At 69.5% G+C, this 15,799-nt stretch carries 18 protein-coding genes; 10 read left to right on the forward strand and 8 right to left on the reverse strand.

The window, feature by feature from the left end:
* Positions 1-4: 4 nt before the first annotated feature.
* The 7 genes from ACWPN8_RS15725 to ACWPN8_RS15755 all read left to right on the forward strand — a co-directional run bounded on the left by ACWPN8_RS15725 (position 5) and on the right by ACWPN8_RS15755 (position 6,504).
* Positions 5-2,011 (forward strand): heme lyase CcmF/NrfE family subunit, encoded by a 2,007-nt coding sequence (locus tag ACWPN8_RS15725; protein WP_492241342.1) that lies wholly within the window; start codon positions 5-7, stop codon positions 2,009-2,011.
* Between the two features lie 14 nt (positions 2,012-2,025).
* Positions 2,026-2,580 (forward strand): DsbE family thiol:disulfide interchange protein, encoded by a 555-nt coding sequence (locus tag ACWPN8_RS15730; protein WP_109096050.1) that lies wholly within the window; start codon positions 2,026-2,028, stop codon positions 2,578-2,580.
* A complete protein-coding gene (locus ACWPN8_RS15735) occupies positions 2,580-3,053 on the forward strand; it encodes a cytochrome c-type biogenesis protein (protein ID WP_492241343.1) in 474 nt (157 codons plus the stop codon). The genes ACWPN8_RS15730 and ACWPN8_RS15735 overlap by 1 nt, the downstream gene beginning before the upstream one ends.
* Entirely contained in the window at positions 3,053-4,471 is a 1,419-nt protein-coding gene (gene ccmI, locus ACWPN8_RS15740; protein WP_492241344.1) for a c-type cytochrome biogenesis protein CcmI, read from the forward strand. The genes ACWPN8_RS15735 and ccmI overlap by 1 nt, the downstream gene beginning before the upstream one ends.
* 45 nt (positions 4,472-4,516) lie before the next feature.
* Positions 4,517-5,353, forward strand: a complete 837-nt coding sequence (locus tag ACWPN8_RS15745) for a shikimate 5-dehydrogenase (protein WP_492241345.1) — start codon at positions 4,517-4,519, stop codon at positions 5,351-5,353.
* A gap of 139 nt (positions 5,354-5,492) precedes the next feature.
* On the forward strand, positions 5,493-6,068 hold the full coding sequence (locus ACWPN8_RS15750) for a Smr/MutS family protein (protein ID WP_109096046.1): 576 nt from the start codon (positions 5,493-5,495) through the stop codon (positions 6,066-6,068).
* Positions 6,069-6,105: 37 nt separating this feature from the next.
* A complete protein-coding gene (locus ACWPN8_RS15755; protein ID WP_109096045.1) occupies positions 6,106-6,504 on the forward strand; it encodes a helix-turn-helix domain-containing protein in 399 nt (132 codons plus the stop codon).
* 37 nt (positions 6,505-6,541) lie between these two features.
* Here ACWPN8_RS15755 and ACWPN8_RS15760 read toward each other — a convergent pair whose 3' ends face one another.
* The 7 genes from ACWPN8_RS15760 to hisB form a co-directional block, all read right to left on the reverse strand.
* The gene (locus tag ACWPN8_RS15760; protein WP_109096044.1) at positions 6,542-6,910 is read right to left on the reverse strand and encodes a histidine triad nucleotide-binding protein; all 369 of its coding nucleotides are present in this window, start codon (positions 6,908-6,910) and stop codon (positions 6,542-6,544) included.
* A 30-nt stretch (positions 6,911-6,940) separates the two neighbouring features.
* Entirely contained in the window at positions 6,941-7,348 is a 408-nt protein-coding gene (locus tag ACWPN8_RS15765; protein ID WP_492241346.1) for a phosphoribosyl-ATP diphosphatase, read from the reverse strand.
* Positions 7,341-8,126 carry an imidazole glycerol phosphate synthase subunit HisF gene (hisF, locus tag ACWPN8_RS15770; RefSeq protein ID WP_109096043.1) on the reverse strand — a complete coding sequence of 262 codons (786 nt, stop codon included), beginning with the start codon at positions 8,124-8,126 and terminating at the stop codon, positions 7,341-7,343. Before hisF ends, ACWPN8_RS15765 begins: the two co-directional genes overlap by 8 nt.
* Positions 8,126-8,872 carry a 1-(5-phosphoribosyl)-5-[(5-phosphoribosylamino)methylideneamino]imidazole-4-carboxamide isomerase gene (gene hisA, locus ACWPN8_RS15775; RefSeq protein ID WP_492241347.1) on the reverse strand — a complete coding sequence of 249 codons (747 nt, stop codon included), beginning with the start codon at positions 8,870-8,872 and terminating at the stop codon, positions 8,126-8,128. The genes hisF and hisA overlap by 1 nt, the downstream gene beginning before the upstream one ends.
* Before the next feature lie 74 nt (positions 8,873-8,946).
* Positions 8,947-9,489, reverse strand: a complete 543-nt coding sequence (locus ACWPN8_RS15780) for a GNAT family N-acetyltransferase (RefSeq protein WP_109096041.1) — start codon at positions 9,487-9,489, stop codon at positions 8,947-8,949.
* A gap of 4 nt (positions 9,490-9,493) precedes the next feature.
* Positions 9,494-10,138 (reverse strand): imidazole glycerol phosphate synthase subunit HisH, encoded by a 645-nt coding sequence (gene hisH / locus ACWPN8_RS15785; protein ID WP_492241348.1) that lies wholly within the window; start codon positions 10,136-10,138, stop codon positions 9,494-9,496.
* 61 nt (positions 10,139-10,199) lie between these two features.
* On the reverse strand, positions 10,200-10,823 hold the full coding sequence (gene hisB, locus ACWPN8_RS15790) for an imidazoleglycerol-phosphate dehydratase HisB (RefSeq protein WP_044550958.1): 624 nt from the start codon (positions 10,821-10,823) through the stop codon (positions 10,200-10,202).
* Between the two features lie 135 nt (positions 10,824-10,958).
* Between hisB and ACWPN8_RS15795 the strand changes: the two genes are divergently transcribed.
* The 3 genes from ACWPN8_RS15795 (at position 10,959) to hslU (ending at position 14,517) form a co-directional block, all read left to right on the forward strand.
* Positions 10,959-12,488 carry a serine protease gene (locus ACWPN8_RS15795; RefSeq protein WP_492241349.1) on the forward strand — a complete coding sequence of 510 codons (1,530 nt, stop codon included), beginning with the start codon at positions 10,959-10,961 and terminating at the stop codon, positions 12,486-12,488.
* A gap of 116 nt (positions 12,489-12,604) precedes the next feature.
* A complete protein-coding gene (hslV, locus tag ACWPN8_RS15800; RefSeq protein ID WP_492241350.1) occupies positions 12,605-13,168 on the forward strand; it encodes an ATP-dependent protease subunit HslV in 564 nt (187 codons plus the stop codon).
* 5 nt (positions 13,169-13,173) lie between these two features.
* On the forward strand, positions 13,174-14,517 hold the full coding sequence (hslU, locus tag ACWPN8_RS15805) for an ATP-dependent protease ATPase subunit HslU (RefSeq protein ID WP_492241351.1): 1,344 nt from the start codon (positions 13,174-13,176) through the stop codon (positions 14,515-14,517).
* A 75-nt stretch (positions 14,518-14,592) separates the two neighbouring features.
* Here hslU and mltA read toward each other — a convergent pair whose 3' ends face one another.
* Positions 14,593-15,795 carry a murein transglycosylase A gene (mltA, locus tag ACWPN8_RS15810; RefSeq protein ID WP_492241352.1) on the reverse strand — a complete coding sequence of 401 codons (1,203 nt, stop codon included), beginning with the start codon at positions 15,793-15,795 and terminating at the stop codon, positions 14,593-14,595.
* Positions 15,796-15,799: the final 4 nt, after the last annotated feature.

Raw genomic sequence — 15,799 nt, forward strand, 5'->3', positions numbered from 1 at the left:
ACCCGTGATCCCCGAACTCGGCCATTACGCGCTGGTGCTGGCGCTGTTCGTCGCGCTGGTGCAGTCGGTGCCGCCGCTGGTCGGCGCCGCCACCCGCAACGGCGCCTGGATGAACGTCGCGGTGCCGGCGGCCATCGCCCAGATGCTGCTGGTGCTGCTGTCCTACGCGGCGCTGACCTGGGCGCATGTGGTGTCCGATTTCAGCGTGCTGAACGTGGTGCAGAACAGCCACTCGGCCAAGCCGATGCTTTACAAGGTGTCGGGCGTCTGGGGCAACCACGAGGGCTCGATGATGCTGTGGATCGTCATGCTGACGATCTTCGGCGCCGCCGTCGCCCTGTTCGGGCGCAATTTGCCGCCGACGCTGAAGGCACGCGTGCTGGCGGTCCAGGGGCTGATCGGGGTCGGCTTCCTGCTGTTCATCCTGATCACGTCGAACCCCTTCATCCGCGTGATTCCGGCGCCCATCGACGGCAACGATTTGAACCCGCTGTTGCAGGACCCCGGCCTCGCCTTCCACCCACCCTTCCTCTATGCGGGATATGTCGGCTTCTCGATGGCCTTCTCCTTCGCCGTCGCAGCATTGATCGAGGGGCGGGTCGATCCCGCCTGGGCGCGCTGGGTGCGGCCCTGGACGCTGGCGGCCTGGTCGACCCTGACCATGGGCATCGCCATGGGCTCCTGGTGGGCCTATTACGAGCTGGGCTGGGGCGGCTGGTGGTACTGGGACCCGGTCGAGAACGCCTCCTTCATGCCCTGGCTGGCCGGCACCGCCCTGCTGCATTCGGCAATCGTGGTGGAGAAGCGCGACGCGCTGAAGAGCTGGACCATCCTGCTGGCCATCGTCACCTTCTCGCTGTCGCTGATGGGCACCTTCCTGGTGCGCTCCGGCATCCTGACCTCGGTCCACGCCTTCGCCGTCGATCCCAAGCGCGGCATCTTCATCCTGGTTCTGCTGGCGATCGCCACCGGCGGCTCGCTGCTGCTCTACAGCCTGCGGGCGCCGACGCTGAAGGCGGGCGGGCTGTTCGCGCCGATCAGCCGCGAAGGCGCGCTGGTGTTGAACAACCTGCTGCTGTCGACCGCGACGGCGACGGTGTTCATCGGCACGCTCTATCCGCTGTTCCTCGACATCCTGAAGCTGGGCAAGGTGTCGGTCGGCGCCCCCTTCTTCAACGCCACCTTCGTGCCGGTCGCCATCCCGATGGTGATCGCCATGGTCGTCGGCCCCTATCTGTCCTGGAAGCGGGCGGATCTGGGAGCCGCGCTGACCCGGCTGTGGGTGGCCGGCGTCGCCGTGGTGGCCGCCGTCGCCGTCACCGCCTATGTCAAGGCGGGCAGCGGCCCGCTGCTGGCGCTGGTCGGCATCGGGCTTGCCGCCTGGGCCTTCGTCGGCTCGCTGGTCGAGTTCGCCGACCGCATCGCCCTGTTCCGCACCTCGTTCAAGAACAGCTGGAACCGCGCCGTGCATCTGCCGCGCAGCGCCTGGGGCATGACCATCGCCCATGCCAGCATCGGCCTGTCGATCCTCGGCATGACCGGAACCTCGGCTTGGCAGACGGAATCGATCACGGCGATGAGACCGGGCGACCGGGCCAGCGTCGCCGGCTACGAGTTCCAGTTCGACGGCGTCGGGCTGGTCGACGGCCCGAACTTCAAGGCGGAGCGCGGCACCTTCACGGTGACGAAGGACGGCCAGCGCATCGCCACGCTGGAGCCGGAACGCCGCAGCTACAGCACCACCCGCATGACCACCACGGAATCGGCCATCCACACCACGGTCCTCTCCGACCTGTATGTGGCGCTGGGCGACCCGACGCAGAACGGCACCGCCTGGATCGTCCGCATCTACCACCACCCGCTGGTGCCGTGGATCTGGATCGGCGGCGTCGGCATGATGCTGGGCGGGCTGGTCAGCCTGACCGACCGCCGCTTCCGCATCGGCGCGCCGGAACGCCGCCGCACGGCCGGAAAGACCGGTGGCAAGTCGGCTCCGCTGCCGGCCGAATGAGGACACAAGACACCATGCGCCGCCTTCTGTACCTGCTGCCCTTCCTGCTCTTCATCGGGGTGGGCATCGCCTTCTACCTGGGGTTCGAGCGCGACCCGCGCGACATCCCGTCGGCCCTGATCGACAAGCCGGCCCCGACCTTCGACCTGCCCGCCATTCCGGGCCAGATGGTGCAGGGCCAGCCGGCCGCCAGCGGCCTGTCTTCGGCCAAGCTGGCCGGCGACGTGACGCTGGTGAACGTCTTCGCCTCCTGGTGCATCCCCTGCAAGGCGGAGCATCCCGTCATCACCCGCCTGTCGCGCGAGCAGGGGGTGACGGTCTACGGAATCAACTACAAGGACAAGCCGGAGGATGCGCTGACCTGGCTGTCGCGCAACGGCAACCCCTATGCCGCCATCGGCGCCGACCAGGACGGCCGGGTGTCGATCGACTGGGGCGTCTATGGCGTGCCGGAGAGCTACCTGATCGACCGCAAGGGCCGCATCCGCTTCAAGCATGTCGGCCCGCTGACCCCGCAGGTGGTGGAGGAGCAGATCCTGCCGATGGTCAAGCATCTGAGGCAGGGCTGATGAAACGCTTCCTCCTCTCCGCCCTGCTGGCGCTGTCCGCGCTGTCTTCCCCCGCCCTGGCCGTCCAGCCGGACGAGGTGCTGCCGGATCCGGCGCTGGAGACCCGCGCCCGCACCATCAGCCAGGAGCTGCGCTGCCTCGTCTGCCAGAACCAGTCCATCGACGACAGCAACGCGCCGCTGGCCCGCGACCTGCGCGTTCTGGTGCGCGACCGGCTGAAGGCCGGCGACAGCGACGACAAGGTGATGGAGTACGTCACCGACCGCTACGGCGACTATGTGCTGCTGCGGCCGCCCTTCAAGGCGACGACGCTGGTGCTGTGGATCGGTCCCTTCGCCGTGCTGCTGCTGGGGGCGGCCGGCACCTTCCTGTTCCTGCGCGGGCGGCGCGGCGTGGCCGCCGGTGCCGACACCGCGCCCCTGAGCGCGGATGAGCGGCGGCGGCTGGACGCCCTGCTGCGGAAAGACGACTGATGCTGTTCTGGATTTTCGCCGCCGTCCTGACCGCGGCCGTGCTGCTGCTGCTCGTGCCGCCGCTTCTGCGCACGGCCGGATCCGGCCATGACCTTGTCCCTGGCCGCGAGGAGTTCGACCGCGAGGTCTACCGCGACCAGCTGGACGAGCTGGAGCGCGACCGCGCGCGCGGCCTGATCAACGACGCCCAGGCGGAAGCGGCCAGGGCGGAGATCGCCCGGCGCATGCTGGCGACCGCCGAGACGGGCGCGGCGACCGGCGGCGGCGCCGTCACCCCGCGCAGCGCCCGCGTCCTGGCGGTGCTGCTGGCGCTGGTGCTGCCGGTCGGCGCGCTTGCCGTCTATGGATCGGTCGGCCGTCCGGATCTGCCGGCGCAACCGCTGGCCTCGCGCAACATCGAGCAGGAGCGCGGCGGCCCGCCGAAGAGCGTGCTGGCGGCGATGGACAAGCTGAAGGCCCAGCTGGCCGAGAATCCCAGCGACATCCAGGGCTGGCTGATCCTGGGGCAGGCCTATGCCAAGATGGGCCGCAACGGCGATGCCGCCGACGCGCTGCGCCATGCCGTCGCCCTGAACCGGGACGATGTCGAGGTGCAGGGGCTGTTCGCCGAGACGCTGGTCTCGGCCAACGACGGCATGGTGCCGGAGGAGGCGGTGGCCGCCTTCGACGCCGTGCTGGCGAAGGAACCCAAGGACCCGCGCGCCCGCTTCTTCGCCGCCCTCGCCCGCTTCCAGGCCGGCGACCAGCAGGGGGCGCTGGACCGCTGGAGCGCGCTGATGGCGGAGTCCCCCGCCGATGCGCCGTGGGTGCCGGTGGTGCGCGACCAGATCCGCGAGGCGGCGGTGGCGCTGAACCTCGACCCCGCCAAGGTCACGCCGCAGCCGCTGCCGCCGGAGCAGAAGGAACAGCAGACGGCCCCGAACGCGCAGGCCCAGGCCAACCCCCAGGGCAACAACGCGGCGGGCCAGGACGAGATGATCCGCGGCATGGTCGCCACCCTCGCCGCCCGGCTGGACGCCGACCCAACGGATGTCGATGGCTGGTTGAATCTCGCCCGCTCCTACGGCGTGCTGGGCGACACCGCCAAGGCGCTGGACGCCGCCCGCAAGGCGCGCGAGCGGGCGCCGGACCGCGCCGACGTGCAGGTCGCCTACGCCAACGCCGTCTTGCAGAGCCAGCCGCGCAACGAGACGCCGAAGCCGCTGCCGGAAGAAGCCACGTCCGCCCTGCGGCTGGCGCTGAAGGTGGAGCCCGACAACAAGGATGCGCTGTGGCTGCTCGGCCTCGACGCCATGATGTCGGGGCACAAGGACGAGGCCGCCGCCCATTGGGGTAAGCTGATCGCCCAGTTCAAGCCGAGCGATCCGGAATACACTCTGTTGAAAGGACGTTTGGACGCGTTGAAGGCCGGCGGCTGACCCGCCGGACAACGTCCAACCAGAAAGCGGCAAGGAGAGGCTTGGTTGCCCCACAAGATCGACAGAGACACGCGCCTGTGCATTTCGCTTTCGGGCCGCCCGAGCAACATCGGCACGCGCTTCCACAATCACCTCTATGAAGCCCTCTCGCTGAATTACGTCTACAAGGCGTTCACCACCAACGATCTGCCGGGCGCCATCACCGGCATCCGGGCGCTGAACATCCGCGGCTGCGGCGTGTCGATGCCCTTCAAGGAAGCCTGCATCCCCTTCCTCGACGAGCTGGACCCGTCGGCCGCGGGCTTGCAGTCGGTCAACACCATCGTCAACGACACCGCCGAGGACGGCGGCAGCCGGCTGCGCGGCTACAACACCGACTATCTCGCGGTGCGCACGCTGCTGGACCGCCACGATGTTTCGCCCGGCCTGCCCTTCGCGCTGCGCGGCAGCGGCGGCATGGCCCGCGCGGTGCTGTGCGCGTTGCGCGATTCCGGCTTCACCAACGGCACGCTGATCGCCCGCAACGAGACGACCGGCCGCCGGCTGGCCGACGAGTACAGCCTGCCCTGGCAGCCGGACACAACCGGCATCGCCGAGGGGTCGCTGCTGGTCAACGTGACACCGCTCGGCATGGCCGGCGGACCGGAGGCCGACACCCTGGCCTTCGAGCCGGCATTGATCGAGGCGGCGGCGCAGGTGTTCGATGTCGTCGCCATGCCGGCCGAAACCCCGCTGATCCGTGCCGCGCGGGACGCCGGCAAGCCGGTGATCACCGGCGCGGAAGTGATCGCCCTGCAGGCGCTCGAACAGTTCGTGCTCTACACCGGCGTCCGTCCGACCGACGAGCAGATCGCGGCGGCCGCCGCCTGGTCGCAGGCCTGAGCCGGCACATCGTTTCCGAGCCATCATTTCCCGCGCGCTCTTTTTCTTTGCAGCGCGGCAACACACATTGACAGGGGCGGGCCGACGGGCTTTATCCGTTGGCACCGCCCTTTTCCTTGCCGCAGAAGGTTCCGCGCCGATGACCCGCAGACGACTGCCCACGCCCGACGAGCGGCGCCTGTGGCGGATCGCCATGCGCGACGCCGAACCGATGCCCGGCCGCGCCGTCGAGGCCGAGCCGGAACCGCTGGCGACCATGGCGGAACTGGTGGAGGAACCGGTGGCGACCAGCCTCGCCCCGCCGCCGACCGCCAGGCAATTCCCCTCCCCGGCCCGGCCGTCGCACGCGGCCCATCCGCCGCTGACGCCCGGTTCGACCGCCAACATCGACCGCCGCACCGGCGACCGGTTCCGCCGCGGCGAGCTGGAGATCGACGGCCGCATCGACCTGCACGGCATGACCCAGGCGCAGGCGCACCACGCGCTCGCCGGCTTCGTCCACCGCGCCTGGAACGAGGGGCGGCGCTGCGTGCTGGTGATCACCGGCAAGGGCAGCTTCGGTAGCCTGGGCGTGCTGCGGCAGGCGACCCCCCGCTGGCTGGCGGACCCGGCCCTGCGCCCGATGGTGCTGGCGATCCAGCCGGCCCAGCCCAAGCATGGCGGCGACGGCGCGCTGTATGTCTTGATCAAACGGCGGCGCGACCGTAAGGACTAGGTCCCAAACAGTCAGCGACTTAAACCAGGGACTCCACATGACCCCGTTCGGCGAACGGGTCCGGTCGCTGCGCGACGCCAGGGGCGTGACGCTGAAGCAGATGGCGACCGACCTGTCCATCTCGTCCGCCTATCTGTCGGCGCTGGAGCATGGCAAGCGCGGCCAGCCCTCCCCCCAGCTGGTCCGGCAGATCTGCGCCTATTTCGGCATCATCTGGGACGAGGCGGAGGAGCTGGAACGGCTGGCGGATTTGTCCCACCCGCGGGTGACGGTGGACACCTCCGGCCTGAGCGCGCGGGCGACGGAACTCGCCAACCTTCTGTCGGAACGGATCGGCGATCTGGACGAGGACGGGATCGCGGCGATCCTGGCGATCCTGGACGCCGTGCCGCCGAAGAAGGGGACACGGCGCCGGGCGGGGATGCGGCGGCGGTAGACGCTACCGGCGGCAGATGCCGCCGGCGCCGGGCGGCTCAGGCCTTGCCGATCATCCGGCCCAGGTCGCGGCCGGCGAACAGGTGGATGTGCAGGTGGGGCACTTCCTGGTGTGCGGCCTCGCCGCAGTTGGACAGGATGCGGTAGCCGGGGCCGTCGGCGCCGACCATGCGGGCGACCTCGCCCACCGCGCGGAACAGGCCGGCAATCTCCGCCTCCGACGCCTTGGCGGTGAAGTCGTCCATGTCGGTGTAGGCGCCCTTCGGGATCACCAGCACATGGGTCGGCGTCTGCGGCTCGATGTCGTGGAATGCCAGCGCGTGTTCGGTCTCGTGCACCTTCTTGCACGGGATTTCGCCGCGCAGGATGCGGGCGAACACGTTGTTGGCGTCATAGCTCTTGGCCATCGCATGCGTCCTCTTGCTGGGGAGTCCCGGTCAGGTCTTGCGGGACTTCTTCTCGTCGATGCCGCTGGTGCCCTCGCGCTGGGCGAGCTTGCTCCAGACCTCCACCGGATCCAGCCCGGTGTCGGCCCACAGAACCAGCAGGTGATAGAGCAGGTCGGCGGATTCCGCGGCCAGCGCCGCCTTGTCGCCGCGCACCGCCTCCAGGATCGCCTCCACCGCTTCCTCGCCCACCTTCTGGGCGATCTTGGCGGTGCCGCGGCTGTAGAGCTTCGCGGTGTAGGAGCTTTCCGGATCCGCGCCCTTGCGGGCCTGCACGGTGACGAACAGGCGGTCGAGCACCTCGGCGGACGGGGTGGCCGACGGGGTGGCCTGAACCTTCTCGGCAGACTTCTCGCCGGCTTTTTCCGCAGCCTTCTCAGCGGCCTTCTTGTCACCCATTGGTCGTCTCCAGCGCCTTGGCCGGGCGCACCGGGATGCCGGCGGTGGCGAGCGCGGCCTTGGCCTGCCCGATGGTGTAGGTGCCGAAATGGAAGATCGAAGCGGCGAGCACCGCGGTGGCGTGCCCCTCGCGGATGCCCTCCACCAGATGGTCGAGCGTGCCGACGCCGCCCGACGCGATCACCGGGACGCGGATCGAGTCCGCCACCGTGCGCGTCAGTTCCAGGTCGAAGCCGCTCTTGGTGCCGTCGCGGTCCATCGAGGTCAGCAGGATTTCGCCCGCCCCCAGCGATTCCATCCGCTTGGCCCACTCCACCGCGTCGATACCGGTGGCGTTGCGGCCGCCATGGGTGAAGACCTCCCATTTGGCCGGCCCGACCTTCTTGGCGTCGATGGCGACGACGATGCACTGGGCGCCGAACTTCTCGGCGCCTTCGCGCACGAACTCCGGCCGGTGGATCGCCGCGGTGTTGATCGACACCTTGTCGGCGCCGGCCAGCAGCAGCTTGCGGATGTCGTCAACCGTGCGCACGCCGCCGCCGACGGTCAGCGGCATGAAGACCTGCTCCGCCGTCCGCCGCACCACGTCGAAGATGGTGTCGCGGTTCTCGTGACTGGCGGTGATGTCGAGGAAGGTCAGCTCGTCGGCGCCTTCGCGGTCATAGACGCGGGCCTGCTCCACCGGATCGCCGGCATCGACCAGATCGACGAAATTGACCCCCTTCACCACCCGGCCGTCCTTGACGTCCAGGCAGGGGATGACACGCATCTTCAGCATCAGTCGGCGTCCTCGACGGCGGGGGCGGACAGCAGGGCCAGTGCCTCCTTGGGATCGATCCGGCCATCGTACAGCGCCCGGCCGCAGATCACGCCCTCGATCCCGGTGTCCTCCTCGACCTTCAGCGCCTTCAAATCCTCGATGGAGGAAACGCCGCCGGACGCGATGACCGGGGTGGTGAGGTGGAAGGCGAGATCGGAGGTGGATTCGACGTTGACGCCGCCCATCGCGCCGTCGCGGTTGATGTCGGTGTAGATGATGGCGGCGACGCCGCAATCCTCGAACTTCAGCGCCAGATCCAGCGCCTTGATGTCGGAGGTCTCGGCCCAACCGGCCACCGCGACATAGCCTTCGCGCGCATCGATGCCGACGGCGACCCTGCCGGGGAACTCGCGGCAGGCCGCCTTCACCAGTTCGGGATCGCGCAGCGCCACCGTGCCCAGGATGACGCGGCTGATGCCCTTCTCCAGCCACATGCCGATGGTGTTGAGGTCGCGGATGCCGCCGCCGAGCTGCACCGGGATGGTGACCGACTTCAGGATGCTCTCGACCGCCGCACCGTTCACCGGCTTGCCTTCGAAGGCACCGTTGAGGTCGACCAGATGCAGCCATTGGAAGCCCTGGCTCTGGAACAGGCGGGCCTGTTCGCCGGGATCGGTGTTGAAGACCGTGGCCTGGCTCATCTCGCCGCGCAGCAGGCGGACGCAGGCACCGTCCTTGAGGTCGATGGCGGGGTAGATGATCATCGCGGGCGTCTTCCTATGGCGTGGCTGGCGGTTGTCGGGCAGGCGGTGTCAGGCTGGCGGTGTCGGGCTGGCGCTCATGGGGCCGGCGGCTGTTGCGCAGGCTCGAGATCCTTGCAGTAGTAATGTCCGGCGAGCGGCTTTCCCTGCACCAGCGCGTAGAAGGGATGGGTGCCCCAGCGCTTGAAGCCGAGCGATTCATAGAGCGCGATGGCCGCATCCTGCGTCACGCGGACATCAAGGTTCAGCACCTTGAAGCCGACGGCGCGCGCCTCTTCCAGCACCGCCACGGTCAGGCGGCGGGCAAGGCCGTGGCCACGCGCCCAGGGGGCGACGAAGCTGGTGGTCAGCTGGGCGGCGTGGGCCTGCGCCTCGTTGTTGCGCGGCGGCTTGACCAGCTGGGCGGATCCGGCCACCACCCCGTCCAGGCGGGCGACGAACATCACCCGTTCCGGCACCACCAGAACGCCCTTCCAATAGCGTTCCATCACGTCGCGCGGCGGCGGCTCGACCCAGCCGAAACCGCCGCCGGCACGGATGGCGTCGTCGGCGGCGTCGCAGAGGTCGTGCAGGTCGGCGGTCTTCAGCGCATCGACCTTGTCGATGGCGATCTCGGCCATCTCGTCAGACCTTCCAGCGCAGGAAATTGGCGATCAGCGCCAGGCCGGTCGCCTGGCTCTTTTCCGGATGGAACTGGGTGCCGACCAGATTGTCGCGCCCGACCACCGCGGCGAAGGGCCCGCCATAGTCCGCCGACGCGACCAGCGTCTCGGGATCGGCGAGCCTGAACTGGTAGGAATGGACGAAATAGGCATGGCTGCCTTCCGGCAGGCCGGCCAGCACCGGGTGCGGGTGGCGGATGTTCAGCTCGTTCCAGCCCATGTGCGGAATCTTCAGGGCCGGATCGGACGGCTCCAGCTTCACCACCTCGCCCGGGATCCAGCCCAGCCCCTCGGTCACGCCATATTCGCGGCCGCGCTCCGCCATCAGCTGCATGCCGACGCAGATGCCGAGGAAGGGCCGGCCGCGGCGGTGGACCACCTCCTCCAGTGCCTCCAGCATGCCCGGCACCTCCGACAGGCCGCGCTTGCAGTCGGCGAAGGCGCCGACGCCGGGCAGGACCACCCGGTCGGCCCGGCGGACCGCATCGGCGTCGGAGGTGACGAGGACGGTGTAGGACGCATCGGCTTCGCCGGCCGCGCGCTCGATCGCCTTGGCGGCGGAGCGCAGGTTGCCGGAGCCGTAATCGATCAGCGCGACCGTTTCCATGAACGTGACAAACCTTCCGATAGGACGGCGGAGGGGGAGGACTGGACCGTGGTCCCCGCCGTCAGAGCGATCCGCCGAGCGTGCCCTTGGTGGAGGGCACCGCATCGCGCTTGCGCGGGTCGATCTCCACCCCGGCGCGCAGCGCGCGGGCAAGCGCCTTGTAGCAGCTTTCCACGATGTGGTGGTTGTTCTCGCCATACAGGTTCTCGACGTGCAGCGTCACGCCGGCGGCCATGGCGAAGGCCTGGAACCACTCGCGGAACAGCTCGGTGTCGAAATCGCCGATCTTGTCGCGGGTGAAGTTCACCTTCCAGATCAGGTAGGGCCGGTTGGAGAAGTCCAGCGCCACCCGCGTCAGCGTCTCGTCCATCGGGACATAGGAATGGCCATAGCGCTGGATGCCCTTGCGGTCGCCCAGCGCCTTCGCCACCGCCATGCCGATGGCGATGCCGGTGTCCTCGGTCGTGTGGTGGTAGTCGATGTGCAGGTCGCCATCGGCCAGGACCGTCAGGTCCATCAGGCTGTGGCGCGACAGCTGTTCCAGCATATGGTCGAGGAAGCCGACCCCCGTCTTGACGTCGTAGACGCCGGTGCCGTCAAGGTTCAGCGCGACCCGGATCCGGGTCTCCGTGGTGTTCCGCTCGATCGAGGCGCGGCGGCCGCCATTGATGGGGGTCTGGTCCATGGCGGTTTTGTAGCAGGAAGCATCCCTGCACGCCAGCATCCGGCACGATTGATGCGCGGCCTGTCCATTCCGACGATTGTCCTACGAACGTGTGCAGGATAGAGTTGTTTACACTTCCTGCGTGCATATCCGCTTATGACCGACCATCCGCGCTTTTTCGCCGCAGTCCTGATCCTCCTTCTCGGCCTGCCGCCGGCCGGCTGCACCGGCCTTTCCCCGCCCCCGCCGGTCGCCCGGACGGCGCCGCCGGTGGCCGCCGGGACCACGGCGCCCTTCCGCTTCGGCGAGCTGACCATCGGGTCGATGCGGCGCGGGATGCAGATCGGCCGCTATGTCTGGGGCATCGACTGCGCCCCGCCCTATGACGACGTCTATTGGACCAGCGGCGTCAACATGCGGCGCGGCTCCACCTTCGACGAGCGCTTCGCCGAGGCGATGACCGCCGCCGGCTTCGACGTGGTCGGCCGGCCCGGCGGTCCCGACAACCCCGACGGCAACCGCAGCCGTGCCCGCTTCACCGTGCAGGGCGACCTGCGCGACGTGCAGCTGGAATTGTGCCACCGCACCAACTGGCTGACCGGCAGCAGCAAGGGCAGTTCCGGCACCGGCAGCGTCAAGGTGGAATGGACGGTCTACGACGCCCGCGGCGGCGGGATGGTGCACCGCGTGGTCACCACCGGCGCCATCGCGCAGGAGAGCGGCGTGCCGCAAGGCGACACCCTGCTGGTCGAGGAGGCCTTCGCCGCCGCGGTCGAGGCGCTCGCCGCCGACAACGGCTTCCGCGCCCTGCTGTCGGGCGGCGCCCTGCCCCGGTCACAGCCTCAGTCCCAGTCTCCGCCACCATCGGCGGCTCCGCCGGCCGTGTTTCCCGTGGCGGTGCCGGCCGGATCCGGCCCCACGCCGCTGACGCCGGACGCCGCACCCCCTGCCCTGGCCGCGGGGTCGGCGGCGTACCGTCCGGGCCGCCTGCTGCTGCGGACCGGGGCCGGAACCGGCCGGCCCGCATCGGCGAGACTGCCGGTCGGCGGGTCGCATGGGCTGGTGATCGGCGAGACCGATGCGGCCGGCGAGGTCCAGGCGGTGCTGCTGGCCCCGCTGCCCGGATCCGACCCCACCGTCACCGTCCGGCCCGCCCGCGGGGTGGAGCTGACCGGCTGGGTGGTCGGGCGCGACCCGGCCAGCGGCTTCGCCCTGGTGCGGGTGCCGGCCCGGCTGCCCGCCCTGCCCGTCCGCACCGCGGCCCTGCACGTCAGCGAGCCGGTGCGGGCGATCCCCGGCGGACGGGGACGGGAGATCGCCGGCATCGTCGGCGGGCTGCCGGCCGACGATGGGTTCGGTGCCTCCAGGATCCAGGCGGATCTGGGCTCGGCCGCCCTGCTGACCGCGGTGACCGAGGCGGGCGATCCGCTGCTGGACGGCAGCGGCGCGCTGGTCGGGATCGCGCCCTCCGCCGGCCGTTCCATCTCCACTCCGGCCGGTCTGGTCGAGTTCCTGGCACTCGGCCCGCTGCTCGACCGGCTGGGGGCCGATCCGGCCGGCCCCATGCCGTCCGCCGCTCCGGCCAAACCGGGCAAAACGCGCAGGAACGGCCCGGTCGAGTCCCTGTGGGAGGAGGATGAGCCAAACGGCGACATGCTTGACGGCGACAGCGCCCCTCCCACATAGACCGGATGCCCTGCCGCCACGACTTGCAAGGTCCATTTGCAAGGTCCACGCGTCTGCGACGGCGCCCCGGATCCGGGGCGGCGGGACCGTTTCCCATTCTCCAGCGTGGTTCCCGCATGACCTATCCAGCGTCCAATCCTCATGATCCCATCCAGTGGCACGGCACGACGATCCTGTCGGTGCGCAAGAACGGTCAGGTGGTGATCGCCGGCGACGGGCAGGTCTCGGTCGGCCCGACGGTGATGAAGGCCAATGCGCGCAAGGTCCGCTGGCTGGCCGGCGGCACGGTGATGGCGGGCTTCGCCGGCGCCACTGCCGACGCGATGACCCTGTTCGAGCGGCTGGAAGGCAAGCTGGAGCAGTATCCCGGCCAGCTGACCCGCGCCTGCGTCGAGATGGCCAAGGACTGGCGCACCGACCGTTACCTGCGCCGCCTGGAGGCGATGATGGCGGTGGCCGACAAGAGCGTCAGCCTGGTGCTGACCGGCAACGGCGACGTGCTGGAGCCGGAGGACGGGCTGATCGGCATCGGCTCCGGCGGGTCCTACGCCCTGTCGGCGGCGCGTGCGCTGGTCGACATCGACGGGATGGATGCGGAGGCCGTGGCGCGCAAGGCGATGAAGATCGCCGCCGGCATCTGCGTCTACACCAACGAAAACGTCACCCTGGAAAAGCTGTGATCGCCATGAGCCAGACCGCATCCGTTTCCGCCGACACCGCCGCCTTCAGCCCGCGCGAGATCGTCTCCGAACTCGACCGCTACATCGTCGGCCAGAACGAGGCCAAGCGCGCCGTCGCCATCGCGCTGCGCAACCGCTGGCGCCGGCAGCAGCTGCCCGAGGGGCTGCGGGAAGAGGTGTTGCCGAAGAACATCCTGATGATCGGCCCGACCGGCGTCGGCAAGACCGAGATCGCGCGGCGCCTCGCCCGGCTGGCCCAGGCCCCCTTCCTGAAGGTCGAGGCGACCAAGTTCACCGAGGTCGGCTATGTCGGCCGCGACGTGGAACAGATCGTCCGCGATCTGGTCGAGGCCGCCATCGGCCTGACCCGCGAACGGCTGCGCAAGGAGGTCGCCGCCAAGGCCGAACTGCGGGCGGAGGAGCGGGTGCTCGACGCGCTGTGCGGCGACAACGCCAGTGCCGAGACGCGCGCCAAGTTCCGCAAGATGCTGCGCGAGGGCACGCTGAACGACAAGGAGATCGAAATCCAGGTCGCCGACACCGGGGCGCCGGCCGGCATGCCGACCTTCGACATCCCCGGCATGCCGGGCTCCCAGATGGGCATGCTGAACCTGAACGACATGTTCGGCAAGATGATGGGCGGCCGCACCAAGACCCGCCGCATGACGGTGGCCGAGAGCCACACCGTGCTGATGGCCGAGGAGTCGGACAAGCTGCTGGACCAGGAGAAGGTGGTGGCGGAGGCGATCCGGGCGGTCGAGCAGAACGGCATCGTCTTCCTCGACGAGATCGACAAGATCTCCGCCCGCTCCGACGCCCGCGGCGCCGACGTCAGCCGCGAAGGCGTGCAGCGCGACCTGCTGCCGCTGATCGAGGGCACCACGGTGTCGACCAAACATGGCCCGGTGAAGACCGACCATGTCCTATTCATCGCGTCGGGCGCCTTCCACGTCGCCAAGCCGTCGGACCTGCTGCCGGAGCTGCAGGGCCGCCTGCCGATCCGCGTCGAGCTGAAGGCGCTGAGCCAGGACGACTTCAAGCGCATCCTGACCGAGCCGGAAGCCAGCCTGATCCGCCAGTATAAGGCGCTGATGAAGACGGAGGAGGTCGATCTGGTCTTCACCGACGACAGCATCGACGAGCTGGCCCGGCTGGCGGCGGAGATCAACGGCTCGGTGGAGAACATCGGCGCGCGCCGCCTGCACACGGTGCTGGAGCGGCTGCTGGAGGAGATCAGCTTCGCCGCCAGCGACCGCGCCGGCGAGACGGTCACCATCGACGCCGCCCTGGTGCGGGAACGGGTCGGCGGGCTGGCGAAGAACGCGGATTTGTCGAAGTTCATCCTGTAAAAACGCGAGGGGCGCCCGAGCGGGCGCCCCTTTGCTTCACGTGAAACATTGCCCGGCGATCACCCCTGCCCGACCCTAGCTTCCTGCCGCCACCTTCACGCTTTTCGGCAGCAGCAGCACATAGCTCCCGCGGCTCTTCATCAGGCCGGCCCTGTGCTCCGCGTCTGCACCATGGCCCCAGAAGACATCGCCGCGCACCGGTCCGCGGATCGCTCCGCCGGTGTCCTGGGCCACCAGCAGCCGTTGCAAACGCTGCCCGGCATCGACCGGATCCTCGGCATCCAGCCATACCGGAACGCCATAGGGCATGAACTTCGAGTCGACTGCCAGGCTGCGGCCGGGCGTCAGCGCCACGCCCTGGGCGCCGTTCGGGCCGTCGCCGGTCAGCGTCTGGAAGAAGACGTAGGACGGGTTGACGTTCATCACCGCCGCCGCCTGGTCGGGATGCGCCAGCAGCCAGGCGCGGATGGTCTGGAGCGAGACCTCCTCCCGTTTCAAGGCGCCGCGGTCGATCAGTTCCTTGCCGATGGCGACGTATTTGTGGCCGTTCTGGGCGGCGTAGCCGATGCGCGTCTCGCTGCCGTCGGCCAGCCGGATCCGGCCCGACCCCTGGATTTGCAGGAAGAAGGCGCCGATCGGGTCCTTCACCCACACCAGCTCCAGCCCCTTGCCCTTCAGCGATCCGGCGACGATGGCGGCGCGATCCTCGTAAGGCTTCAGCTTGCCGTCGACCACGCGGCCGGCGGTGCGCTCGCCCTTCCAACGGTCGGAGAAGTCGCCGAGATCGACCATCACCAGATCGGGCGGCCGGCGGTAGAGCGGAACCGGATAGGCCGGATCCGGGCGCAGGCTGCCCTCCAGCTCGGCCTCGTAATAGCCGGTGAACAGGCCCTCGCGGGTACCGTTGTTGCCGGCGGCATAGGGGGTGAAGTTCTGCTCGAAGAAGGTCCGGGCGGCGGCATCGTCACCCGCGGGCAGATCCGCCAGCCGGGCGCAGGGGCCCTGCCAGTCGGCGATGGTCCCGGCCACCCCGTTCGGCCCGACGATCCGGTCGGCCGGCAGGCTTTTGAAGCGGGCGCAGGAGCGGGCGAGCGCCGGCACCGCCTGCGCCACCGGGTCGCCGCGCCAGCCGGCCAGATCGGCAAAGGACAGCGGCGCCAGGGTCAGGGCGTCGGGCGGCGGCTTGGCCTCCTCCTTGGGCGCGCAGGCCGAAAACAGCAACGCCACCGCCCCGAAGAGGGCGATGGCGCTGAAACCGGTACGGTGACGATGCGTCATTGCT

The organism is Azospirillum sp. UENF 112521 (assembly GCF_058780665.1).